Source organism: Paenibacillus violae (assembly GCF_032461945.1).
Taxonomy (GTDB): Bacteria; Bacillota; Bacilli; order Paenibacillales; family NBRC-103111; genus Paenibacillus_E; species Paenibacillus_E violae.
The window spans coordinates 671,111-694,898 of the sequence record NZ_JAWCUD010000002.1; the positions used below are offsets into that span (position 1 = coordinate 671,111).

Genomic DNA, 23,788 nt, shown 5'->3' on the forward strand with positions numbered 1-23,788 from the left:
GCTCCCAAGGCCCTCTTTCGAGCGGTGAGCCCACTAAGCCCATTAGGTTTATTCTACTAAGACTGATGGGCAATGGACAGGTACGAAACTAACCTCTGTTAGGATATAATTAACATTCTGCCTGCAAAAAAAAGCTAGGATCATGACTGACAATTATCCTCAGTCTATCCTAGCTTTTTGTTCATAGATAAGCTTCCAAAAGATTAATCCAGCACTTCACTATCAAAAATATGGGCACGCTCCAAGTATGCTCTCAGAGGGATGAAGGAAGCGCCTGTCCAGAAGGATGAATCGCCGACGAGCTCAGCAGCGTCATCACGCGCCTGCTCCATCACTTCGAAGTCCGCCATCATGTCGGCGATGCGGAACTCCGGCAGCCCGCTCTGCTTCGTGCCAAAGAAGTCCCCCGGCCCGCGCAGCTCCAGATCGCGCCTGGCAATCTCGAAGCCGTCGGACGTTTCGGTCATCGCCTTCATGCGTTCCTTGCCGACCTCCGTTTTCGGGTCGGCGATGAGCACGCAGAAGGACTGGTGCTCGCCGCGTCCCACCCGCCCGCGCAGCTGATGCAGCTGCGACAGGCCGAAGCGGTCGGCGTCGTAGATGACCATCAGCGTGGCGTTAGGCACGTCCACGCCAACCTCGATGACCGTGGTCGACACCAGCGTCTCCACGGTCCCTTCCTTGAATGCGCGCATGATCGCTTCCTTCTCCTGCGCGCTCATACGCCCGTGCAGCAGGCCGATCTGCATATGCGGAAAATGCTGCTGCAGCTGAATATGGACGTCGATGGCATTCTGCACGTCCAGCTTGTCCGACTCTTCGATGAGCGGACAAATCACATACGCCTGCCGGCCGGCCGCCACCTCACGCTGGATAAAGCCCAGCACACGCTCCAACATAGCGTGCTGGACGGCATACGTCTTGATCGGCTTACGCCCTTTGGGCAGCTCCCTCAGCGTCGACACATCCATGTCGCCGAATGCGGTAATCGCCAGCGTTCGCGGAATCGGCGTCGCCGTCATCGTCAGCACGTCGGGGTTCATCCCCTTGCGCCGCAATATGCTGCGCTGGTTCACCCCGAAACGGTGCTGCTCGTCCGTCACGACCAGTCCCAGCTGACGGAAGTAGACGTCCTCTTGAATGAGCGCGTGCGTCCCGACCAGCACGTTAATCATGCCCATCTGCAAGGAGGCGAGCAGATCCCGCCGTTGACGGTCCGTCGAGCTGCCTGTCAGCAGCGCAACCTGCAGCCCGTAGGGCTCGAACAAGCGGTCCAGCGAGCGCTTATGCTGCTCCGCCAGGATCTCTGTCGGCACCATCAGCGCACCTTGGTAGCCGGCCTTGACCGTCGCGTAGAGGCCTATGGCCGCGACGATCGTCTTCCCTGCACCGACATCGCCTTGCAGCAGCCGGTTCATGCTGTACGGCTCCTGCATATCGTGCAGGATCTCGCCCACGACCTTCTTCTGCGACTCCGTCAGCTGGAAGGGCAGCGCGCGCACGAAGGCGCGTACAGCAGGCAGGTCGACCTGCTGCTTCACCCCGTCCGCGCGGCTTCGCGTCACGGCGCGGTAAGCCTGCAGCTTGAGCTGGAACAGGAACAGCTCCTCATACACCATGCGCCTGCGCGCCTGCTTGCCTTCCTCCACACCGCTCGGCGTGTGGATGACAGCCAGCGCCTTGCTGCGCGGCATAAACCCGTACCTACCGGTAATTCCCCCCGGCAGTACTTCACTGACCATGGCGCTGTACTGCGTCAGCGCCTGCTGAATCGCTTTACGCATCCACTTTTGCGTAATCGAGCCTGCAACCGAATAAACCGGCTGAATGGTGCCGGTATTCGAATCGCCTTGTCCGGGGAACTCGGAATCGGACACGCTCATTTGCCTCCGCTTGCCATCCCATTTGCCGGTCAGGATAATCTCCTGCTGCGGGCGCAAGCGGTCTTTCAAAAAGTGGCGGTTGAACCACACCGCCGTCAGGAGAAAGTCGTCGACCATCACCTTGCAGGAGAGTCGCGATTTGCCGCTGTAGCGCTGCAGTACCGGCTCCCCGATGATATACCCCTTCACGGTGACACGGTCGCCGTCTTTCACGCTGGCGATATCGCGCACGGTGTAATCCTCATACCGGAATGGCACATACTCCAGTAAATCCATAACCGTAAAAATGCCCATGGCGTTCAGCTCAAGTGCTTTTTGAGCGCCGACTCCATGGACTTCGCGTACGACAACTTGATTTAAATCCATCACTTACACCGCACTGACGAACGCAGCGATCGTACCGGGTCCAGCGTGTGCGCCAATGACAGGCCCCAGTGTAATATAGTCCACATGCTGCACCTCGAATTGCTGCATAATGACTTCACGCAACAGCTCAGCGCCTTCCAAATTGTTCGCATGAGCAATGTGTAGAGACGGAATGCGGCGATTCGGCACATCCGCTGCGAGCAGCTCCAGAATGCGCGCGATCGCTTTCTTTTGCCCCCGAACCTTATCAATAGCCGCCACTTCTCCCTCACCATCTATCGAGAGAATAGGCTTAATATTCAGCAAAGAACCGAATAATGCCGACGCTTTGCCGATTCTTCCGCCTTTTTGCAGAAATTCAAGTGTATCTACGAGAAAATATATGTAAAAGTTCTCTCTAATCGTTTGTACCAGCTCTATGATTTCAGCTGCACTTTGCCCGGCTTGAGCGGCTTTCGCTGCAGCGACAACAAGGGCGCCGATCCCATAGGATGCGGAGCGGGAATCAACCACATGAACCTTGCCGGTAGACTCCTCCAACATCGTGGAAGCGAGCAAAGCCGACTGGTATGTTCCGCTCAGTGCAGAAGATAAATGAATGGAAATGATTTCCGTATTCGGCTCTTCAAGCAAACTCTGATATAAGCCTAGAAACTCCGCAGGAGACGGTTGTGAAGTTCTAGGAAAATGAGGTGACGAGGTCAGCTTAGGATAAAACTCCTCGGATCGCAGCGTCACCGCATCCAAAAATTGTTCATCTCCAAAATGTATCTTAAGCGGCACCATCTCAATGTTAAGCTCTTGTCTAAGAGCCAAAGGTATGTCGGCCGTGCTGTCCGTTACAATACGAATCTGTGTCAACAGGGCTCACTCCATTTCCCGAATTTAATCCACTGTGAGGATGATCGTTTACTCTACAGAGAACAGGTACGCGTACAATGGCTGCCCGCCAGGATGAAGTTCGACTTCAATTTCGGGATAAACCGCCTGAATGAAGGCTTCCAGCTCTTCTGTCTCTGCGCTCACGGCATCTTCTCCGGTGAGGATGGTCACGATCTCGCTGCCTTCATCAATCATCTCTTCGAGCAGCTTTTTACAAGCATCCATCAGACTTGGCTGTGAAGACACAATCCGGCCATCTTGAATACCGATAAAATGCCCCTGCTTGATGTCAATGCCGTCCATATTCGTGTCACGCACCGCGTACGTCACTTGACCGGACTTCACACGGCGAAGGGATTCGTTCATCGCTTCCGTATTCGTTTGGGCATCGGCTTTCTCTTGGAACGCCAGAATGGCTGCAAGACCTTGGGGAATGGATTTGGATGGAATCACGATCAACGTTTTGTCGACCAGATCAGCTGCTTGCTGCGCTGCGAGGATAATGTTGGAGTTATTCGGCAGCACATAGATCGTTTCCGCATCAATGCTGTTAACCGCATTCACGATATCCTCTGTGCTTGGATTCATGGTCTGTCCGCCGGACAATACGACATCAACGCCTACACTGGACAAAATCTCCGTAATGCCCTCGCCCAAAGCGACTGCAACGAATCCATACGCCTTGCCCGGTGCTGCCTCTGTTACAGCAGTCGACACAGGAGCCTCATAGCCTTCCGTGGTCATCTCTTCCAATATATGTGAATGCTGATCGCGCATATTTTCAATTTTGATACGGCTCAGAGCGCCGTAATTCATCGCCTGGTTCATGACTTCGCCTGGGTATTCGGCATGAATATGCACCTTGACCAGTTCGTCATCGGCAACGACGAGTAAAGAATCTCCTAGTTTGCTAAGCTGGTCGCGGAACCTGCCTTCATCGAAAACATGCCCTGCTACCTTGCCAGGTTCAATCGTTAGCATGAATTCCGTACAATAACCGAATTCAATATCTTCCGTAGCCAAATGCGCCTGCGCCGGAAGATGTGCGTGGACTTCTTTGGCGAGGTTCAAACCGGGAACGACGGAAACCGTATCGAGTCTTGTATCCATCATCGCGTAGTCTTCTTCTACCTGAAGCAAACCGCCGTTTAATGCGGTGACAAAGCCTTCATACACGCAGACAAGCCCTTGGCCTCCTGCATCTACCACGCCAACCTGCTTGAGCACAGCAAGCTGCTCAGGTGTTCTAGCGAGGGCTTCGTTCGCCTTGCTCAACACTTCCTGCATCAGTTCGAGCACATCGCCGCCGCGTTTATACTGCGTGGCATGTTTGGCCGCTTCTTTGGACACTGTCAGAATCGTGCCTTCTACCGGCTTCACGACAGCCTTATACGCTGTCTCAACGCCTTGCTGCAACGCAGCCGCGAATTGCTGTGCATTCACATTCTCAAGATCGTGCACATGCTTCGCGAATCCGCGAAACAGCTGTGACAAAATAACCCCGGAGTTACCCCGGGCGCCCATCAGTAACCCTTTGGACAATGCATCAGCTGCTTTCCCAATATGAGAGGATGGCTTCTTTTTCAGTTCCTCACAACCAGCGGTGAGTGTTAAATTCATGTTGGTGCCGGTATCTCCATCGGGTACAGGGAAAACGTTCAAACCATTAACCTTGTCTACATTTCGGCGAAGGTTATCCGCACCCGCCAAGACCATGGCAGTGAAGTCATTTCCATTTATTGAAATAAAGCGCTTACTCAAAGTGATTCCCCTTCCTGGTTATCGGGCTTTTATTTGGCTACACGAACGCCTTGAACAAAAATGTTCACATCGTCCACATGAAGCCCTACAACATCGTTCAAAATATATTTGACTTTCGTTTGGACATTGCCGGCAACTACGGATATTTTGGTTCCATAGCTGACAATAATATAAAGATCAATCTCGAGTCGCCCGTTCTCCCGACGAACTTCGACACCGCGGCTTAAATTGTCCCGTCCCAGCAGTTCTGCTATTCCGTCTTTTAATTGCTTTCTGGTGGCCATGCCAACAAGTCCATAACAATCTAACGCAGCGGATCCCGCCAGAGTTGAAATCACTTCATCGGTAATATACACTTTTCCAAACTCGGTTGTGAGTTCAATTGGCATTATCTAACAACTCCTTCATGTTTCACATTATCGACTAACTATGTAAGTATTCCCATTCCAGCTTTGCTTTAGCAAAGTTGACGCCAAAAACGTCAATGACTATGTATTCGGAAAGGTGGGCTAATCTTCATTGTACTATAACATACTTCATAAATAAACGGCAAAAAAGAAGGTAATTCGTTGACTCTGCTCCTTTTGCTATGCTATTATATTTAAGTGTGTTTTTGCTGGTTATTACAAGAATCGCAAGAAGCAAAGTCTAAATTTGAGGAAAGCTGTCATGTCAAGCTTAGGCTTGCCACCCAGGCTGCTTTGTATACTGCCGAAGGAGGTGTCAAACATGTCCCGCAAATGTTTCGTTACAGGTAAAAGTCCTAAATCAGGAAACCACGTGTCCCACGCTAACAATAAAAATAAGCGTACTTGGGGAGTTAACGTTCAAAAGGTTCGCATCCTCGTTGATGGCAAACCGAAACGGGTTTACGTAAGTGCTCGTGCGTTGAAGTCCGGTAAAGTGGCTCGCGTTTAATTTTCGGATACTTATACTTTATGTAAAAAGACAAAAAGCACCTTCCGGTGCTTTTTTTGCATTTCTGGGGAATTCGGACTTCGTATGTGTTAGCCAACTTAGTTTTTGCTAAACGTATTAAGCACAGCTTTCACGAATCCACCCAAAAATTTTGGTAGCTTGATTGTGTAGAACTTCATTCTCTACCCCTCCTTAGAGTTTAGCCAGTAAACGGACGCATGCCCGAAGACCGACTTCGACTTCGTGAGCACTAACATCATTACAACAGTATATGCCCCGGTCGTGAAAAAGTACCTTCTATTTTACTTTCTCCGATCTATTCGCTTCCAGAAAGCAAAAAAAGCTACAAGAGCGCATCGCTCTTGTAACTATATGTATGCAGCTAGGGTGCAGTTATACCCATCTGCGTGTATAGGGCATAAATTAAGCTGAAGATGAAATACAAGATCACGGCAATCACGATAAACCAAATCCGAAATCCGAGTCCCTCAAACCGACGGAAGAAACGCATCCCCAGATACAAGGCACCGAGTGAAAAAATATACTTCGTAAAATCGTGTATGTTAGAAAAACACGCAAGAAGCACGGCGCATACCAGACTGTACAGAAACAGCCAGAGAAATCTCATCGTCCCGCTCCCCTCTACCCCCGAATTCGTCTAATTGCATCGGCGCGGTCGGACTGGCCAAATACAGCATTGCCGGCGACGAGCACATCGGCTCCCGCTTCGACCACCTGGCGAGCCGTGACTTCGTTAATACCGCCGTCCACCTCAATGTGAAGACCGCTCAGGCCCTTGGCGTTCGATTGATCGCGCAATGCGCGGATTTTGCTAAGCATGCCCGGAATGAACGCTTGTCCGCCAAAGCCAGGATTGACGGTCATAATAAGCACAAGATCCAGATTCTCATCAAGCACGTGTTCAATAAGCGAAATCGGAGTTGCAGGGTTAAGGACAACCCCTGCTTTGACACCGCTTTGCTTAATCAGATGAAGCGTGCGATGCAGGTGCGTACAAGCCTCTACGTGCACGGAAATGAGGTCAGCGCCCGCTTTAACAAAGTCAGGAATATAGCGGTCAGGCTGCTCAATCATCAAATGTACATCCAGCGGCAGCTTCGTCACCGGACGTATAGCTTCAACAACAAGTGGTCCAATCGTAATATTGGGCACGAAATGGCCATCCATGACATCTACATGGATCCAATCCGCTCCGCCAAGTTCGGCGTCTTTAATCTCTTCACCTAGTTTAGCGAAGTTTGCTGATAAAATTGAAGGTGCTACGTGTACCATTCGTTCCTAATACCTCCTCTTCCGATCCTTGATTTCCCCTAAAAATAACAAGTAATGATCATAACGCGAAGCGGCAATCGTTCCTTCGGCCACCGCATCACGAACTTTGCAATCCGGCTCATGCAGGTGCAAACAACCCCTGAACCGGCAGCCCTCCGCTACCTCAGCGAACTCTTTGAAGCAGCTGCTAAGCCCTTCGGCGTCGACTTCCATGAAATCCAGCTGACTGAATCCCGGCGTATCTGCAACAAGCCCGCCATTGTTCAATGGAAGCAGCTCAACATGGCGGGTGGTATGCTTCCCTCTGCCCAAACGTTGAGAGATCTCATTGGTCTCCAAGTTACGGCCGCTAATCATTTCATTGAGCAAAGAGGACTTGCCTACACCGGACTGCCCCGCGAATACGCTGACCGCGCCTTCCAGATGTTGCAGAATCGATTCCACACCCTCTTTCAGGCGAGAACTCGTCTTCAGCACAGGATAACCGATGCCCTCATACAGCTTCGTAATCCGCTCCAACTCCGCAACGGTCATTTCTTTCGAGCCGGCAGCGTCATGGTTCTCTGACAATAAGTCACTTTTGGTGAAGCAAAGGACAACTTCGATGCCTGTATGTTCAATATGAACAAGAAATTTATCTAGCAGCTGTAAATTCAGAACAGGCTCCGTAACGGAGAAAACAAGCACAACCACGTTCACATTGGCAATCGGAGGACGAATCAGTTCCGAAGAGCGGGGCAGGATTTCAGTAACGGTTCCTTCCCCATTCTCCGTTTCCTCAAAGACGACCCGATCCCCGACAAGCGGCGTAATCTTCCTGTTCTTGAACACGCCTCTGCCGCGACATGTAATCATATTGGCATCCTGGAGCTCCGCCCCTTCGGGCAGAACATAGTAATAACCGCTCAAAGCTTTAACAATCATTCCTTGCGGCATTAATTTGTGCCTCCAGTTGGTGGTTTAGAGGCAGCCCCGCCTGATTGGCCTTGCCCATTGCCATTGTTGCCAACCGGAATAGCCGGCCCGTTGTTTTGCTGTTTAGGCGATGACGAAGGCGAGACGCTAGGGCTCGGCGAGACGGTCTTACCGTTCTTTTGATCTAAATAATCTTGATAGGTACGCGTAATGGAGTTAACCAAGTTGTCTCCCTCTTTAATCAGGATGACGGCTTTCTTATCCGGAGAAACAATGACTTTGACATCCAGGTTTTGAGGCTTCGACACTTTTTCCGTCTTGTATTCGAAGTTCTCGTACTGCGCATCGCTTACGATGATTTTAAACTCGGAATCCTTGCCCTCCGTCGTCGGTTTCACAGGGACGCTAACCGTCACTTGTCCGGCATCCTCCGGCAACCCGTCGCTGATGATCAGCGAGATTTCGAAACCGACTGAAACATCCGTGTCTTTATCATACGGAAACTGCTTGATGACTTTCCCTTTGGCAACCTTGTAGCTCTTCTCGCGTGTAATGCCGTTCGCAGGAAGCTTAAGGTTCAGCTTGGTGATTTGCGCCTTCGCTTCAGCCTCCGTCATGCCGACGAGATCCGGCATTTTGAAGGTTTCCTTCGCTTTGCTTACGACAAAGGTAATCGCTGCTTTATCCAGCTCAAATTCTTCCCCGACTAGCGGCGTTTGCTTCAGGATCGTATCCGGCGGATCATCTGTCGTCGTTTGCGTGAACGTAATCTGACTATCGTCAATCCCGAGCGCTTCCAGCTTCAGCTTGGCGTCTTTGAGCTGCTGTCCAATGTAGCTTTCCATCTTGATCTTGGGAGCGCCTTTACTAACGTATAGCGTCACCTTGGTGCCTACGTTCATTCGCATGCCGCTAGGATTTTGACGGATGACCGTATCTTTAGGCGCTTTGCTCTCCTGATCATACTCTACCGTAAAACCGAGTTTGGCGCTGGTCAGTTCGGCTTCCGCCTGCGTTAACGTCTTGTTCACCACGTCCGGCACCTCGACCGTTTCAATGGTGAACATCCCTTTCACGTAGCCGACCGCGTACCACATAGCGCCAAGAATCATCAGCAAAATGACGATCCATACAAGCGGCTTAATCCAGCCCTTCCCCTTCTTGGGAGCAGCTTCCTCGCGCCAAGCAGGCTTCTCCGGTTCGTCGTCGTCATCATCGAAGCTCGCAAGCTGATCCGCACGAATGGCCGGCATTACCAAGGTACGCTCCTCGTCCATGCCGTCGGCATCCCAAAAAGCCACTTTCGCTTCATTCCGGCGATCCGGGTTTAAACACGTATCAAGATCCGCCATCATCAGCTTTGCAGACTGGTAGCGTTCATCGGGCTTTTTGCGCATGGCCTTCAGAATGATGTTTTCCACACTCTGAGGAATGAGAGGATTAACTTTACGAGGATCTTCCACATCTTCCTGCAAATGCTTCAAAGCTACGGAAATCGGACTTTCCCCAAGAAACGGAAGGCGGCCCGTCAGCATTTGATACATCACGATACCGAGGGAGTACAAATCGGATTTTTCGCCGGTATTCGTACCTTTCGCGTGCTCCGGTGAGAAATAATGCACAGAACCGACAACGGCTCCCGTTTGCGTAATCGTGGAAGACGTAGCGGCCCGTGCGATACCGAAATCCGTCACTTTGACACGGCCGTTTTTACCGATCAAAATATTGTGCGGCTTAATATCGCGGTGAATAATTTCATTATGATGAGCGTGATCGAGCGCATCTGCAATTTGGCTGGCGTAATGAACAGCGTCTTCCACCTGCAGCGGTGCTCTCTCCTTAATTAAATCATTCAAAGTAGTGCCTTCTATGTATTCCATAACAATGTAATGCACATCTTCTTCTTGTCCCACGTCATAAATACTGACGACATTAGGATGAGAAAGGGAAGCGGCTGCTTGAGCTTCTCTGCGGAAACGACGAATGAACTCTTCGTCATGCACATACTGCTGTCGCAGTACTTTTACAGCCACTTTACGATTTAATAAAAGATCATGCCCTTTATAAACTAAAGCCATGCCGCCTCCGCCAATACGGTCTAGAATTTCATAGCGGCCCCCAAGCTTTCTACCGATCAATTCCCATCACCCCTTTTTTCGTCCGAATCAGGATCGTGCGCAAGTAAAACAACCGTTACGTTATCGTCTCCACCTTCATCCAGCGCGCTTTGAATCAATTGTTTCGCAGCAGCATCCAGCTCGGCATGCGATTTGACGATTCGTAGTATATCGCCGGAATCCACTAATCCGCTTAAACCGTCGGTGCAGATCAGAATGGTATCCCCAGGCCGCCACGAATACTCGTATAAATCCACCTCTACGCTAGGCTCTGTGCCTAACGCTCGCGTAATCCAATTACGGCGGGGATGATGATCGGCTTCTTCAAGGGTGATCTGCCCGTTCTTCACAAGCTCATACACCAGGGAATGATCTTCCGTTAGCTGAGTGATCGACTCCCCGGCAATTTTGTAAGCACGGCTGTCGCCAATGTGACCGATGATCAGCAGCTCTTGCGAAGCGATCACGGCGACAACGGTCGTCCCCATGCCATGATAACTTTCTTGTCCGGAGGCAAACTCATAAATTTTCTCATTTGCCTTCTCGATCGCTTCCTTCAGCACTTGCTTACAAACGTCAACGGGCATTCCCCAATGAATGGATTGCAGTTCGTTACTGATCATATCAATTGCCATTTGGCTGGCAATATCGCCAGCCTGGTGTCCCCCCATACCATCAGCAACAATAGCCAAAGAAAGGCCATTCAGCTCATGCTGTATGGCGGCGCGGTCCTCATTCACTAAACGGACTTTACCGATATCGGTACGGCTTACCATCTTCATCCTGATCTCACCTCATGACTTGCTCTCCATATGCTTCGCGCGCAGTTGTCCGCATGCAGCAGCGATGTCACTGCCTTGTTCACGGCGTATGGTGGCATTAATTTTGGCCTTTTCAAGAATACGTTGGAAGGTGAAAATATCGTCCCTAGGCGTACGTTTGAAATCCCGTTCGGCCACGAAATTTACAGGAATCAGGTTCACGTGGCTAAGCGGCATATCCTTCAATACCTTCGCCAATTCTTCTGCATGTTCAGCCTGATCGTTCACTTCCCCCATGAGGGCATATTCGAACGTAATGCGTCTGCCGGTTTTGGCAATGTAATACTTACAAGCTTCGATCAAATCAACGAAAGGAAACCTGCGATTGACCGGCATCAGTTTCGAACGGAGCGTATCGTTCGGAGCATGGATAGAAATCGCCAAGTTGACTTGTAGATTCTCATCTGCGAACTTGTAAATGTTCGGCACAATCCCGCTTGTCGAAACCGTGATGTGACGCTGTCCAATGTTCAAACCTTTCGGATGAATCATAACGCGCAAGAAATTCATCGTCGATTCATAATTCTCAAACGGCTCGCCGATTCCCATGATCACGATGGAAGAAATGCGCTCCCCCGTCTCATCCAGCAGCTTTTGAGCTTTCACGACTTGAGCCACAATTTCCCCCGGTCTCAAATCCCGCTTAAGACCACCCAGCGTAGATGCGCAAAATGTACAGCCAACCCGGCATCCTACTTGCGTAGTGACGCAAATGCTGTTGCCGTAGTTATGTTTCATGACGACCGTCTCAATCGCGTTCTTATCTTCAAGTTCAAATAAGAACTTGACGGTACCGTCCTGGGACTGATACTTTGCGATCTCGGACAGCGTAACGAATTCAAACTGATCCTTCAGTTTGTCGCGCAGCGCCTTCGGCAAGTTGGACATTTCGTCAAAGCTGAACACACGCTTGATATACAGCCAGTCAAAAATTTGCCCAGCTCGAAATGAGGATTCGCCGTTTTCTTTCACCCAGCTCTGCCACTCATCCCAGTTTAAATCATATACAAATGGTTTTTCTTTCAAATACGGTTTATTAGACACTATTTATCACAACCTGTTGTTATTTATTCCAGCTTTATTGCTAATCCTGTCTATTTTATCACAAAGCGGGGCCGAACACACATCCCCCTCTGTGGGCTAAGCACGTTTGCGCAGCCGGGCAATGAAAAAGCCGTCCGAATGGAATTGCTGCGGCAAAATTTGCACCATGCCGGCTGCAGCAGCCGCCGGGTCAACGCTCGCAAAAGCTTCCGCCGGCAGCGGCTCGAGCTCGAAATCGCGATGCTCCGCGAGGAAACGCTCCACCATGCCGGCGTTCTCCGCATGCTCAATTGTACACGTGCTGTACACCAGCACGCCGCCAGGCCTCAGCAGCCGATGGACACGGCTTAAGATTGCGTACTGCAGCTCGCTGATCGCATCGATCTCAGCTTCCTGCTTCGCCCACTTCAAGTCGGGCTTGCGGCGAATAACGCCTAGACCGGAGCACGGCGCGTCAAGCAGAATGCGGTCAAACGACTCCGCCCCAAAATGCTCGTCCAGCTTCGCAGCATCCATCACGAGCGTCTGAATCGACGTCAGTCCCAGACGCTCCGCTTGATCTGCGATCAGCTTCTGCTTGTGCTCATGCAGATCACAAGCCCAAATCTTACCGCTATCATCCATCTTCTCCGCGATGTGAGCGGTCTTGCCGCCAGGGGCGGCGCAGCAGTCCAGCACCGTCATGCCTGGACGCGGCTCAAGAGCTTCGGCGACGAGCATGGAGCTCTCGTCTTGAATCGAGAAGTCCCCCTGCAGGAAGCCGGGGGACAAAGCCATGTTACCGGCCCCCTGCACAAGGATGCCGGCCGGGGCCAGCTCTGACGCTTCCGCGCTGAGACCGCTGCCCTGGAGCTGCTCCAGCAGCTCCAGACGGCTGCGGCGCCTCGCGTTCGCGCGAATGCTCACGTGCGGCGGCTCATTGTTCGCCGCACAGATCTGTTCCGTCAGCTCAGGGCCCAGCTGACGGATCCAGCGGCGCACGAGCCACTCCGGATGGGAGTGGCCCAGCGCAATGCGCTTCACGTCGCCGAGCGCAGCCGGGAGCACCAGCTCCGCTTTGCTGCGGATGATTGCGCGCAGCACGCCGTTGACCATGCCCGAGATGCCTTGGTGGCCTCGGCGCTTCGCGATATTGACCGCTTCGCTGACGACCGCATGGTCGGGGATGCGGTCCAAATAATGCAGCTGGTAGAAGCTCAGCCGCAGCAAGCATCTGACCCAAGGCTCCAGCTTCGCGAGCCCTTTGCTCACAAAACGCTCCAAAAAGAAATCAATCGTATTTTTACGTCCGATGGTCCCATACACAAGTTCTGTCGCCAGCCCCGCATCAGCCCGTTCCAGCGCATGCTTCTGCAGAACCTGATTGAGCAGAAGATTGCTGTACGATTGATTCTCTTCAACGCGAATCAATACATCCAGCGCCGCTTCGCGGGCAGAATGCTTAACAGCGCTGCTCTTCGCAGCGCCCCCGGAGGTTTTTGATGACAGGGGCTTGCGAGCCCCTTGTGTTTGGTTCGATCCATGTTTCGGACGGTTGGATTTATGCGTTGACAAATCGAATACCTCATTTTTGTTAAGTTATGGCTGATCTTCGCCCACACTGCCGAAAGTCGTACCTGCTGCGATTTGCACGCCGCGAATAAATTCGGAGACGGGCATCGCTTTTTTGCCAGCAGGTTGAATATGAGTCAGCCATAGCGTACCTTCGCCGGTCATCACTTCAATACCGTGCTCGCTGCTGCCTAGAACGGTTCCGGGAGCAGGAGCTTCTGCGAAGCTGCGGCTTGTTGCTTCCTTCGGATTCGCGCTCTCCCAAACCTTCATGACTTCCCCGTTCCAAAGGGTGTAGGCCCCAGGAAAAGGATTCAGGCCGCGCACTTGATTCCAAATCTCCACGGCCGAACGAGACCAGTCAATCAGCTCGTCCTCCCTGCGGATATTCGGAGAGTAGATCGCATCAGCCTCATTCTGCGCGACAGCCTGAATACGTCCTGCCAATAAATCCGGCAAGGTGCGTTTCAACAACTCGCTGCCGGCGATGCTTAGTTTTTCGAACAAAGTCCCCGTCGTATCGGTATCCTCAATTGGAAGCTCTACATGCGAAATCATGTCGCCTGTATCCAGTCCGACAGCCATGTACATGATGGTGACGCCTGTAGTCGCTTCGCCGCGCAGCACAGCATGATGAATCGGTGCACCGCCGCGATACTTGGGCAGCAAGGACGCATGAATGTTAATGCAGCCGTGCTTCGGCAGATCAAGAACAGCCTTGGGCAGAATCTGGCCATAGGCAGCCGTCACAATCAGATCAGGCTTCAGCTGGCGCAAAATTTCCACGGAATCCGCTTGGCGCAACTTCTCGGGCTGCAGCACCGGAATGCCGTGCTTCTCCGCTTCCACCTTCACCGGCGGCGGCGTCAGGACGCGCTTGCGTCCTTTCGGCCGGTCCGGCTGCGTGACAACCGTCGTCACGTTATAGCCTTCCTCCAGAAGAGCCTGCAGGGAAGGTACTGCAAAATCTGGTGTCCCCATGAAAATGATATTCACTCAGAATCTTCCTCTTCATCGCTAGTGTATGTTTTGGTTGCCAGGTCCGTAAACAGAATCCCGTTCAAGTGGTCAATCTCATGGAAAATGCAGCGAGCCAACAGCTCAGTGCCTGTAACTTCGATTGGATTTCCGTTGCGATCTTGGCCTTTGGCCGTGACATTCATAGCACGTGTGACATCACCACGAAGACCAGGAATACTTAAGCAGCCTTCCGGTCCGTGCTGTTCGCCGCTGGAAGACACGATTTCCGGATTGACCATTTCGATCAGTCCGCCGTGCTCTTCGCCGCAGTCCATCACAATCACGCGTTTGAGAATACCGATTTGCGGAGCAGCTAGGCCTACGCCCTCTGCCTCATACATCGTGTCTGCCATATCGTCGAGCAATTTATGCAGATTGGAATTGAATTTGGTAACTGTGATCGCCTTTTCCCGCAGCACAGGATCTGGATCTTTAACAATAATACGAATAGCCATAACGTGCACCTACCTTTGAGTCTTCTCTATTTGGGATTTCTTACATCAAATATTGCGGGTCAACATCCACACTGATCAGCAGCTTTTCCTTCGATGAGCGCTCTTCAAACCAGGCCACCGTCCGGCCGACAATCTCCGCCGCCTGATCTTCCCCACGATATTTTACCACGCATTGGAATCGATATCTATCTTTGATTCGGGAAATAGGCGATGCGACTGGGCCCAACACGTCCATTTGGAAGGATTGGTCATTGGATACCGCGTCTGAAAACAGGTCCATTTGTTTCGCCTGATACTCACGCGCGATCTCTTTAAGCCTCGTAACAAAAGCTTCCGCAAAACGTACCAAAAGTGGCACCTGTTCATGTGAAAAAGTAACCAAAATCAAGCGCTGATAAGGCGGATAGCCTAAATTCGCGCGAACATCCAACTCATGATTGGCAAAAGCGATAAAGTCATGCTGGCTTGCGTATTGCACGCTATAATGCTCAGGTGTGTAAGTCTGGACGAACACTTCCCCTTGCTTTTCATGACGGCCCGCACGCCCGGCCACCTGTGTCAGAAGCTGGAAGGTTCGCTCCGCCGAGCGGAAATCCGGGATATTCAGCACGGTATCCGCAGCAATAACCCCCACCAGGGTCACATCGGGAAAATCAAGCCCTTTGGCGACCATCTGCGTCCCCAACAGCACATCCGCTTGCTTCTCGCGAAACATCGTCAGCCACTTTTCGTGCGAACCCTTCTCTGTCGTCGTATCGACATCCATTCGAATGACGCGAATGCCTGGAAATATTTTGCCCAGTTCCTCTTCGACACGCTGCGTCCCTGTGCCAAAATGGCGGATATGCTTGGACTGACAGCTAGGGCATTCGGTTACCTCGCGTTCCGCATAGCCGCAATAGTGGCAGCGCAGCATGCGTGAGCTCTGATGGTACGTAAGCGAAATATCGCAATGCGGACATGTCGAGACATACCCGCAAGTACGGCACATGACGAAAGTCGCATACCCTCGCCGGTTCAGCAGCAAAACAATCTGTTCTTTCTTGTGTAACCGATCTTCAATCGCTTTATACAGCGCCGTGCTGAACATCGAGCGATTTCCGCTTTTCAATTCCTCCCGCATATCGATAATCGCCACAGGCGGCATCGGTCTGCTGGCCACCCTCTCTTTCATCGTCAGCAATCTGTATGGAGGTTCGACCCGATCCCGGCGCCGCCTCGTTTTCTCCAAGCTCTCCAGCGAAGGTGTCGCTGAACCGAGCACAACGACGGATCCCTGCATGCTAGCACGCTTAACCGCTACATCGCGAGTATGATATTTGGGGCTCTCTTCCTGCTTATAAGAAGACTCATGTTCCTCATCAATAATAATAAGTCCTATTTTCGTAAAAGGAGCAAAGATCGCGGAACGTGCGCCGATCACCACTTTCACTTGCTTGCGCGTAATTTTGCGCCATTCATCGTATCGTTCTCCGTTCGACAACCGGCTGTGCAGCACAGCAACCAGATCGCCGAATCGTCCCTTGAAGCGTTCCACCATTTGCGGGGTCAGCGAAATCTCGGGTACCAGCACGATCGCTTCTTTCCCCATATCCAAGCATTGCTGGATGGATTGTAAATAAACCTCCGTTTTACCGCTGCCTGTCACGCCATGCAAAAGGAAGACCTCATGTCGCTCTTCGGCGACAGCATCCCGAATTTCCGCGAAAACACGGCTCTGTTCCTCTGTTAGCGGAAGCGGCTTCGTCCTCACAAAAGCACGACCCGCATAAGGGTCGCGCATGACTTCGACTTCGCGCAGCTCGATCCATCCGCGATCAGCTAAGCTTTTAACCGTTGAAGCGCCTACTTCCACCGTTTCCATCAGCTCCGTCAGCCGAATGGCGTGGGGATGCTCCATCAAATAACGCAGCACTTCCTGCTGCTTGTTGGCTCTCGCCGGAAGCTCGGAAAGCGCCTGCTCCAGCTCGCTGCCACCGGCAGGAGGGAATACCGTCAGCGCCTTCTTCGTGCTCATTCGGTCTTTCACGACCTGCACTTCCGTCAAAATACCCGCGCCAAGCAATTGCTTGATGAGGGCACCGTCGGCAGCAAAACGATCCATTAACGCATCCATCGGAACGGATCCTTTGGATTTAACGAAAGCCACAATCGCTTGTAAATCCGGCATGTCCAGCAACGACTGTTCACCGGATTCCTCGCCAACTTCAATCGCCCGCTCATACTTCGCTTTGAGTGCGGCGGGCAGCATGGCTTGCAGCGCTGTGACTTCATGGCACAAGTACATATGACTGATCCATCTGCCAAGCCTCACGAGCTCATCGGTTAGTGGAGGCACCAAATCCAGGACGTTCTGTATGGGTTTAATCCGTTTCACATCAAGCTGTGTGTCCTCGTGCAATTCCACAACAAAACCTTGCAGCACCCGAGGCCCGAAAGGTACGCCTACACGGCTCCCCACCTCGACCCACTTCCTTAGCGCTGAGGGAACTTCATAATCGAACGCACGGTTCGTTTGTTTCGCAGGAACATCCACAATAACCTTGGCGTACATCAGGACTCCCTCGCCTTAGAGGGTAAACGGTCCGCTGTCAATTCCAGCAGTCTGCGCGCTACATCTTTCTTACTCAGAATAGGCAGCGCTTCTACGAGTCCGTTTCGGTCGAAAATGCGCACCACATTCGTATCCCCGCTAAAGCCCGCCCCTTCCTGCGATACATCGTTCCCGACAATAAGATCACAATTTTTGCGCTTCAGCTTGTCCAGCGCATGCTCATCGAGCCGCTCAGTTTCCGCAGCAAAACCAACGACGAACTGATGCTTTTTCAGCGTACCCAATTCCTGTAGAATGTCTGGATTTTTAATCAGTTCCAGTGTCATCGAATCCGATTTTTTCTTGATTTTTTGATCCGCGATAACCGCAGAGCGGTAGTCAGCAACCGCAGCAGCTTTGATCACCACATGGCTTTCCTCAAAACGGGATAAGACCGCCTCTCTCATATCCAGCGCGGACTGAACAGGAACCAATTCAACACCGGCAGGCACAGGCAATGCGCTTGGACCTGAGACCAGAGTCACCTTAGCTCCCATGCGTACAGCTTCCTCCGCGATGGCATAGCCCATTTTACCGGAAGAATCATTCGTAATATAACGAACCGGGTCAATGCGTTCTACCGTACCTCCGGCCGTCACTAGCACCCGCTGCCCTTCAAGGCGCCGAGTTTCTCCCTTAAAATGCCGCTCAACCGCAGCAAAAATCTCCTCCGGTTCCGCAAGCCGGCCTTTACCGACATATCCGCATGCAAGCTGCCCTTCGCCCGGCTCAATGAAACGTACGCCACGGCTAAGCAACGTCTGCATGTTCATCTGCACGGCTGGATTTGCATACATATGCACGTTCATGGCAGGCGCAATCCAGACCGGTGCGGTTGTTGCGAGCAGCGTTGTACTTAGCATGTCATCGCCAAGACCTAGCGCTATTTTACCGATCGTATTCGCTGTTGCTGGCGCAACAAGCACAAGATCAGCGCTATCCGCCAAGTTAATATGGGAAACAACAGAAGGATCTTTCTCATCAAAGGTATCCACGAATACATGATGACGAGACAGAACTTGAAACGTTAACGGCGCCACGAATTGAACAGCGGACTCTGTCATGATGACGCGGACCACTGCTCCCGCCTGAGTCAGCTTGCTCGTGAGCGCTGCCGCTTTATAAGCAGCAATCCCTCCGCACACGCCAAGCACAATCGTTTTACCCTGCAAAACACTCATGAGTATTCCCCCTTCTATCTGCTATTCTGGGAAAAAAATAACAACCACAAAGGGTTGTTGGGTAAGCGATTTATTTCTCGTTTTCTTTCACTTTCTCGTTCTCTGTCGGCTCGATTTTCTCGTAGCCAATGTAGTGTCCGTAAAGTTCTTCAAGCGCCAGACCAACATGCTTATGAGCTTTGTGGCCTTTCAAGTCTGATTTCGCGCCGTCACGAAGAGATCTCGCTCTTTTGGATGCAGCGACAACCAAGGAATACTTGCTGTCTACGATATCTAGCAATTTATCAATTGAAGGATATAACATTTTATTTCACCTCATCTATCCATTGTACGATTTTGGGATACACGCGTTCTTTTTTGCAATGTTCAGCCGTTAGAATCGCTTGTATTTTGGAGCACGCTGTTTCCACATGATCATTCACAATTGCATAGTCGTAGTGTTCCATTAAACGGATTTCATCAATCGCTATCGACATGCGGCTGCGGATGACTTCGTCGGTTTCTGTACCACGCGTTACAATGCGATTCTCAAGCTCATCCAGCGAAGGCGGCAGCAAGAAAATAAACACGCCTTCGGAAAACTTTTGTTTCACCTGCAAAGCACCCTGAACTTCAATCTCCAGGATGACATCTTTGCCGGAGCGCAGCGTTTCTTCAACAAAACGTCTCGGCGTCCCGTAGAAATTACCTACGTATTCCGCCCATTCCAACACTTCATCCGAATCAATCATCTGTTGGAATTGCTCCCGTGTTTTGAAGAAATAGTTGACACCGTCGACTTCCCCTTGTCTCGGTGAGCGGGTCGTAGCCGATACGGAATACACGATATCCGGAGAGCACTTGCGCAGCGCGGCGCACACGGTACCTTTACCGACCCCGGAAGGTCCGGATAAAACAATCAGAATACCTCTCTCACGCTCAAGAGTGTTCGTATTACTCGTCATGATCATCGTCCTTGTTGGAAAGTCTATGCGCTACCGTCTCTGGTTGTACTGCCGACAAAATCACATGATCGCTGTCCGTGATAATAACGGCACGGGTTCTTCTACCATATGTAGCGTCAATCAGCATGTGACGATCACGCGCTTCTTGAATGATTCTCTTGATCGGAGCCGATTCCGGACTCACAATCGAGATAATGCGGTTCGCCGATACGATGTTGCCGAACCCGATGTTGATTAATTTGATAGCCATTTAGGGCTTCCTCCTCGCGAAGCTCCATGCCGCTTCACTCGATATTCTGTATTTGCTCGCGCATCTTTTCAAGCTCTGCCTTCATCGCAATGACTCTAGCCGTAGGCTCCGAGTGATTGGATTTAGATCCGATCGTGTTCACTTCCCGATTCATTTCTTGAATCAAGAAGTCCAGCTTTCGTCCGACAGGCTCTTTCTCTGAAAGCAATTGATCACATTGCCCAAAATGACTCTTCAGACGAGTCAATTCCTCATCCACATTAGAACGATCTGCGAAAATCGCAATTTCTGTCGCCAGCCTCATCTCATCCACAGGTGTCTGATCCTGCAGGAGAGTCTGAATGCGATTGGTGAGCTTAGCCGCATAATCTTGCACGACTCCAGGCGCTAAAGCTTCCAGCTCCGTATGGATCCGTTTCAGCTCAGCCAGACGCTCACGAATGTCCTGTTCCAGAAATGCCCCTTCTCGCATCCGCATATCGGATAATTTGGCAACGGCCTCCTGCAAGCAGGCGCACAATTCCTGTTCGATCTCCTCGTCAGGCTCCTTGCGAAGCTCCTTCATCTGAATGAGATCCGGTAGTCTTAATAAATCTTTGAGACCGACCTGCTCGGCGTACCCATAGCGCCCCTTCAACTCCTCAGCAGCCTGTAAATAAGCATCTGCCAAAGCAAAGTCGACCGTCACGCTCTTGGTGGAAGCCGCTTCACGTTCCGCTGTAACGAAGACGTCAACGCGCCCTCTCCTCACAGCTTGCAGCACCGTCTTCTTCAAAGCGTCTTCAAAGACCGCCCATTCCTTAGGCATTCGAATCGACACTTCACTATACCTATGATTGACCGATTTCACATCGATAAACACGTTGTATCCCGCAAAAGAACGATTCGCTTGTCCGAATCCGGTCATACTGCAAATCATCCTCATCACATCCATTACCCTATTTTAATTCATTTTGAAAGTGGGTACAAGTGGAAATCATGACGTTTCGACTTTTCCCATACATACTTTGTCAAGTCAACACACATCTCGTACGCTAGAAAAGGGGTCATCAGATAGATGCCATTGAAGTAAGGCATTGCCGCATCCAGCAGCTCTTTGGCAATCTCCACGCCCATCGCGCGGCCTTCTGGACCCTTGAGTCCGCTCATGCGCGTTCTAACTTCATCCGACAACCGGATGCCTGGCACTTCATTATGCAAATACTCCGCGTTCCCGCCGCTTGCGAGCGGTGCTATCCCGATGAAAACCGGTATATTCAAATGCTTGGTCGCTTCGTAAATTTGTTCAATTAGCCTAGCATCGTATACCGGCTGCGTCATAATGTAATCGGCGCCGGCTTCGATTTTGCGTTCCAAACGCTGAACCGCTTTATCCAAATGCTTGACATTCGGGTTAAAAGCAGCTCCGACCACGAAGTTTGCTTTCTGCTTCAGCGGCTTGCCGGAAAACGCAATCCCTTCGTTCAGTTGCTTAATCATCCGAATGATCTCAAAGGATGTCAGGTCATAAACCGAGCTGGACCCCGGGAGATCGCCGAATTTGGCGGGATCGCCGGTCACGGCCAGCACATGGTCGATGCCCAGCGCATGAAGCCCCATGAGATGGGACTGCGTCCCGATCATGTTGCGGTCGCGGCACGCGATATGAATCAACGGACGCGCACCAAGCTTATCCTGCACGAGGTGGCCGAGCGCCAGGTTGCTCATGCGCGTCACCGCAAGTGAATTGTCGGCCATCGTAATGGCGTCGACATGCGCATCCTGCAGGGCCCTGGAGCCCTGCATAAATTTGTCGATGTCGAGATCCCGCGGGGGATCCAACTCGACAATGACGGTTTTGCGCTGCTTCACGATCTCCAGCAGCGAAGGTTTGCCTGCCGGCGGCGCAGGTTTCGCCGGCGCCGGTTCCAGCACGCGCACAGCGCGCGCGGACACCGCCGTGCCCGGCTCAGCCGGCACGTAGTCCTGCAGCGCCTTCGCGACTGCGGCGATATGCTCCGGCGTGGTGCCGCAGCAGCCGCCGATGATGCGCGCGCCGAGATCCGCGAAGCGCAGTGCGCTTTCGGCGAAGTACTGAGGCGTCGCCGCATACGTGTACTGCCCGTCGACGTAGTCGGGCAGCCCCGCGTTCGGGAACGCGGAGAACGGCACGCCGGCCAGCGGCGACAGCTTCTCCATCGAGCGGAGAATCCCGTTCGGACCGACGCGGCAGTTGAAACCGATGACGTCAGCGCCTTCATCGCGCAGACGCAGGAACGCCTCCTGCAGCGGAACGCCATCCTGCGTGCTGCCGGTTCCTTCATTCGCGAACTGGCAGATCACCGGCAAATCACTCATGCTGCGAATGATGCGCAGCGCCAGCTGCAGTTCTTCCAAATCATAGAAGGTTTCGAGCATAAGCCCGTCAACCGGTGAATCCAGAAGAATGGAGATCTGTTCGCGCAGCGACTCTTCGACATCGGCAGTACGTACATTTTTGCGTTTGCCGGCACGAATCGAACCGATCGCTCCAACAACATAAGCGTCTCCTCCGACAACCTTCCGCGCAAGCTCCACACCGGCACGGTTGATCGCTTCAACATCGCCTTCTAGCCCGTACTTAGATAATTTTTCACGGTTAGCCGAAAAGGTATTCGTTTCAATAAGGCGAGCACCAGCCTCAAAATAGCGGCGGTGCACTTCAGCGACCGTTTCCGGTCTGAGCAGATTCAGTTCTTCATAAGAAATGCCTACCGGAAATCCCATCTGATATAAATAAGTCCCCATCGCGCCGTCACCGGTCAAAATATCCCGCTGAAGCGCCGCTCGAAGATCCAGTTTCATCATAATCTCCCCGCTTACTAAAAAAATGTAGTTATAATGTATCACAAATGATGGGAGATATTAAGATAAACCTTTATCAATTATTCTGATACTGTGCTAGTCGAGCGTACCCTGATACACTTCTTCGGCAGGCCCTGTCATATACACGTGATTGTCTTCTTCATTCCATTCGATGAACAAATCTCCGCCTTTCAGCGAAACCGTAGCCTGACGGTCGGTAAGCCCATTAAGAACGGAAGATACCAGCGTAGCGCAAGCACCGGTCCCGCAAGCCAGGGTAGGACCTGCGCCCCGCTCCCAGACACGCATATCCGTAAACGCACGATTCTTCACCGTAGCGAATTCCACATTGATTTTACGCGGGAACATCGGATGTACTTCAAGCTTCGGCCCCCAAACAGCTAGGTCGAAATTAACCGCATCCTCCACATAAATGACACAGTGCGGATTCCCCATTGAAACAGCCGTAAACCGAAACTCTCTTCCGTCCACCTCAATTGGATGATTGATTACTTTGGCCTCATCAACGGTCGTAGGAACTTCAAGTCCTTGCAAAATTGGCTGCCCCATATCCACCCGGACCGTCGCAACTTTCCCCTCTTGCACATTCAGTTGGACTTTCTGCACACCTGCCCCCAAGGTTTCAACCGTAATCTCCGTTGCATCCGTAAGCTTGTGGTCATAAACATATTTAGACACGCAACGAATCGCATTGCCGCATTGCTCAGCTTCGGATCCGTCGGAGTTAATAATGCGCATTTTGAAATCTGCCTTCTCAGAAGGAAGAATGTATACTAAGCCGTCAGCGCCAATGCCAAAGAAGCGATTGCACAGCCGGATCGCGAGCTGATCCACACCGGCAGGCAGTTCTTTTTCACCAGCTATGACAATAAAATCGTTGCCTAAACCATGCAATTTTGTAAATTTCATTGTATTCAGCACTCCAAATGTGTGTTTTAGCCAATATCATA

At 51.7% G+C, this 23,788-nt stretch carries 23 protein-coding genes; 1 reads left to right on the top strand and 22 read right to left on the bottom strand.

Annotated elements, in window-relative coordinates:
- Positions 1-203: 203 nt before the first annotated feature.
- The 4 genes from recG to RQP52_RS10155 are packed head-to-tail and all read right to left on the bottom strand — an operon-like array spanning position 204 to position 5,281.
- Positions 204-2,252 (bottom strand): ATP-dependent DNA helicase RecG, encoded by a 2,049-nt coding sequence (recG, locus tag RQP52_RS10140; protein WP_315951230.1) that lies wholly within the window; start codon positions 2,250-2,252, stop codon positions 204-206.
- Positions 2,253-3,110 (bottom strand): DegV family protein, encoded by an 858-nt coding sequence (locus RQP52_RS10145; RefSeq protein ID WP_315951232.1) that lies wholly within the window; start codon positions 3,108-3,110, stop codon positions 2,253-2,255.
- Between the two features lie 48 nt (positions 3,111-3,158).
- A complete protein-coding gene (locus RQP52_RS10150; RefSeq protein WP_315951233.1) occupies positions 3,159-4,892 on the bottom strand; it encodes a DAK2 domain-containing protein in 1,734 nt (577 codons plus the stop codon).
- Between the two features lie 29 nt (positions 4,893-4,921).
- On the bottom strand, positions 4,922-5,281 hold the full coding sequence (locus RQP52_RS10155) for an Asp23/Gls24 family envelope stress response protein (protein ID WP_315951234.1): 360 nt from the start codon (positions 5,279-5,281) through the stop codon (positions 4,922-4,924).
- A gap of 340 nt (positions 5,282-5,621) precedes the next feature.
- Between RQP52_RS10155 and rpmB the strand changes: the two genes are divergently transcribed.
- Complete coding sequence (gene rpmB, locus RQP52_RS10160) at positions 5,622-5,810, top strand: 50S ribosomal protein L28 (RefSeq protein WP_127452218.1); 189 nt, start codon at positions 5,622-5,624, stop codon at positions 5,808-5,810.
- A 98-nt stretch (positions 5,811-5,908) separates the two neighbouring features.
- Here rpmB and spoVM read toward each other — a convergent pair whose 3' ends face one another.
- The 18 genes from spoVM to dapF form a co-directional block, all read right to left on the bottom strand.
- Entirely contained in the window at positions 5,909-5,989 is an 81-nt protein-coding gene (spoVM, locus tag RQP52_RS10165; RefSeq protein ID WP_014652194.1) for a stage V sporulation protein SpoVM, read from the bottom strand.
- Positions 5,990-6,192: 203 nt separating this feature from the next.
- Positions 6,193-6,438 carry a hypothetical protein gene (locus RQP52_RS10170; protein WP_315951236.1) on the bottom strand — a complete coding sequence of 82 codons (246 nt, stop codon included), beginning with the start codon at positions 6,436-6,438 and terminating at the stop codon, positions 6,193-6,195.
- Positions 6,439-6,452: 14 nt separating this feature from the next.
- Positions 6,453-7,103: a ribulose-phosphate 3-epimerase gene (rpe, locus tag RQP52_RS10175; protein WP_315951237.1), complete on the bottom strand. Its 651-nt coding sequence runs from the start codon at positions 7,101-7,103 to the stop codon at positions 6,453-6,455.
- Between the two features lie 6 nt (positions 7,104-7,109).
- Complete coding sequence (gene rsgA, locus RQP52_RS10180; RefSeq protein ID WP_315951238.1) at positions 7,110-8,039, bottom strand: ribosome small subunit-dependent GTPase A; 930 nt, start codon at positions 8,037-8,039, stop codon at positions 7,110-7,112.
- The gene (pknB, locus tag RQP52_RS10185; RefSeq protein WP_315951239.1) at positions 8,039-10,156 is read right to left on the bottom strand and encodes a Stk1 family PASTA domain-containing Ser/Thr kinase; all 2,118 of its coding nucleotides are present in this window, start codon (positions 10,154-10,156) and stop codon (positions 8,039-8,041) included. The genes rsgA and pknB overlap by 1 nt, the downstream gene beginning before the upstream one ends.
- Positions 10,153-10,917, bottom strand: coding sequence for a Stp1/IreP family PP2C-type Ser/Thr phosphatase (locus RQP52_RS10190; RefSeq protein ID WP_315951240.1), 765 nt, complete (start codon positions 10,915-10,917; stop codon positions 10,153-10,155). Before RQP52_RS10190 ends, pknB begins: the two co-directional genes overlap by 4 nt.
- A 12-nt stretch (positions 10,918-10,929) precedes the next feature.
- Positions 10,930-12,000 (bottom strand): 23S rRNA (adenine(2503)-C(2))-methyltransferase RlmN, encoded by a 1,071-nt coding sequence (rlmN, locus tag RQP52_RS10195; protein WP_315951241.1) that lies wholly within the window; start codon positions 11,998-12,000, stop codon positions 10,930-10,932.
- A 96-nt stretch (positions 12,001-12,096) separates the two neighbouring features.
- Positions 12,097-13,554: a 16S rRNA (cytosine(967)-C(5))-methyltransferase RsmB gene (rsmB, locus tag RQP52_RS10200; protein WP_379174133.1), complete on the bottom strand. Its 1,458-nt coding sequence runs from the start codon at positions 13,552-13,554 to the stop codon at positions 12,097-12,099.
- A 24-nt stretch (positions 13,555-13,578) separates the two neighbouring features.
- Positions 13,579-14,547 carry a methionyl-tRNA formyltransferase gene (gene fmt, locus RQP52_RS10205; RefSeq protein ID WP_315951242.1) on the bottom strand — a complete coding sequence of 323 codons (969 nt, stop codon included), beginning with the start codon at positions 14,545-14,547 and terminating at the stop codon, positions 13,579-13,581.
- Positions 14,544-15,026: a peptide deformylase gene (def, locus tag RQP52_RS10210; protein ID WP_127452205.1), complete on the bottom strand. Its 483-nt coding sequence runs from the start codon at positions 15,024-15,026 to the stop codon at positions 14,544-14,546. Before def ends, fmt begins: the two co-directional genes overlap by 4 nt.
- Positions 15,027-15,066: 40 nt before the next feature.
- The gene (priA, locus tag RQP52_RS10215) at positions 15,067-17,580 is read right to left on the bottom strand and encodes a primosomal protein N' (protein WP_315951245.1); all 2,514 of its coding nucleotides are present in this window, start codon (positions 17,578-17,580) and stop codon (positions 15,067-15,069) included.
- Positions 17,580-18,800, bottom strand: a complete 1,221-nt coding sequence (gene coaBC, locus RQP52_RS10220) for a bifunctional phosphopantothenoylcysteine decarboxylase/phosphopantothenate--cysteine ligase CoaBC (RefSeq protein ID WP_315951247.1) — start codon at positions 18,798-18,800, stop codon at positions 17,580-17,582. Before coaBC ends, priA begins: the two co-directional genes overlap by 1 nt.
- Positions 18,801-18,870: 70 nt before the next feature.
- Positions 18,871-19,104 (bottom strand): DNA-directed RNA polymerase subunit omega, encoded by a 234-nt coding sequence (gene rpoZ / locus RQP52_RS10225; protein ID WP_315951249.1) that lies wholly within the window; start codon positions 19,102-19,104, stop codon positions 18,871-18,873.
- 1 nt (position 19,105) lies between these two features.
- Complete coding sequence (gene gmk / locus RQP52_RS10230) at positions 19,106-19,744, bottom strand: guanylate kinase (protein ID WP_127452198.1); 639 nt, start codon at positions 19,742-19,744, stop codon at positions 19,106-19,108.
- A complete protein-coding gene (remA, locus tag RQP52_RS10235; protein ID WP_009672664.1) occupies positions 19,734-19,994 on the bottom strand; it encodes an extracellular matrix/biofilm regulator RemA in 261 nt (86 codons plus the stop codon). The genes gmk and remA overlap by 11 nt, the downstream gene beginning before the upstream one ends.
- A 34-nt stretch (positions 19,995-20,028) precedes the next feature.
- The gene (locus RQP52_RS10240; RefSeq protein ID WP_157321380.1) at positions 20,029-20,913 is read right to left on the bottom strand and encodes a YicC/YloC family endoribonuclease; all 885 of its coding nucleotides are present in this window, start codon (positions 20,911-20,913) and stop codon (positions 20,029-20,031) included.
- A 29-nt stretch (positions 20,914-20,942) separates the two neighbouring features.
- Positions 20,943-22,817 (bottom strand): bifunctional homocysteine S-methyltransferase/methylenetetrahydrofolate reductase, encoded by a 1,875-nt coding sequence (locus RQP52_RS10245; RefSeq protein ID WP_315951260.1) that lies wholly within the window; start codon positions 22,815-22,817, stop codon positions 20,943-20,945.
- A gap of 96 nt (positions 22,818-22,913) precedes the next feature.
- On the bottom strand, positions 22,914-23,747 hold the full coding sequence (gene dapF, locus RQP52_RS10250) for a diaminopimelate epimerase (RefSeq protein WP_315951261.1): 834 nt from the start codon (positions 23,745-23,747) through the stop codon (positions 22,914-22,916).
- Positions 23,748-23,788 lie beyond the last annotated feature (41 nt).

Excerpts from the sequence above, each read along its gene's own strand:
- priA (WP_315951245.1), bottom strand. The coding sequence starts at position 17,580 with ATGTACGCCAAGGTTATTGTGGATGTTCCTGCGAAACAAACGAACCGT.
- rpe (WP_315951237.1), bottom strand. The coding sequence starts at position 7,103 with ATGGTACACGTAGCACCTTCAATTTTATCAGCAAACTTCGCTAAACTA.
- gmk (WP_127452198.1), bottom strand. The coding sequence starts at position 19,744 with ATGACGAGTAATACGAACACTCTTGAGCGTGAGAGAGGTATTCTGATT.
- rpmB (WP_127452218.1), top strand. The coding sequence starts at position 5,622 with ATGTCCCGCAAATGTTTCGTTACAGGTAAAAGTCCTAAATCAGGAAAC.
- def (WP_127452205.1), bottom strand. The coding sequence starts at position 15,026 with ATGGCTATTCGTATTATTGTTAAAGATCCAGATCCTGTGCTGCGGGAA.
- RQP52_RS10240 (WP_157321380.1), bottom strand. The coding sequence starts at position 20,913 with ATGATTTGCAGTATGACCGGATTCGGACAAGCGAATCGTTCTTTTGCG.
- rsgA (WP_315951238.1), bottom strand. The coding sequence starts at position 8,039 with ATGCCGCAAGGAATGATTGTTAAAGCTTTGAGCGGTTATTACTATGTT.
- dapF (WP_315951261.1), bottom strand. The coding sequence starts at position 23,747 with ATGAAATTTACAAAATTGCATGGTTTAGGCAACGATTTTATTGTCATA.
- RQP52_RS10245 (WP_315951260.1), bottom strand. The coding sequence starts at position 22,817 with ATGAAACTGGATCTTCGAGCGGCGCTTCAGCGGGATATTTTGACCGGT.
- spoVM (WP_014652194.1), bottom strand. The coding sequence starts at position 5,989 with ATGAAGTTCTACACAATCAAGCTACCAAAATTTTTGGGTGGATTCGTG.
- coaBC (WP_315951247.1), bottom strand. The coding sequence starts at position 18,800 with ATGAGTGTTTTGCAGGGTAAAACGATTGTGCTTGGCGTGTGCGGAGGG.
- RQP52_RS10170 (WP_315951236.1), bottom strand. The coding sequence starts at position 6,438 with ATGAGATTTCTCTGGCTGTTTCTGTACAGTCTGGTATGCGCCGTGCTT.
- rpoZ (WP_315951249.1), bottom strand. The coding sequence starts at position 19,104 with ATGTTATATCCTTCAATTGATAAATTGCTAGATATCGTAGACAGCAAG.
- remA (WP_009672664.1), bottom strand. The coding sequence starts at position 19,994 with ATGGCTATCAAATTAATCAACATCGGGTTCGGCAACATCGTATCGGCG.
- RQP52_RS10155 (WP_315951234.1), bottom strand. The coding sequence starts at position 5,281 with ATGCCAATTGAACTCACAACCGAGTTTGGAAAAGTGTATATTACCGAT.
- RQP52_RS10190 (WP_315951240.1), bottom strand. The coding sequence starts at position 10,917 with ATGAAGATGGTAAGCCGTACCGATATCGGTAAAGTCCGTTTAGTGAAT.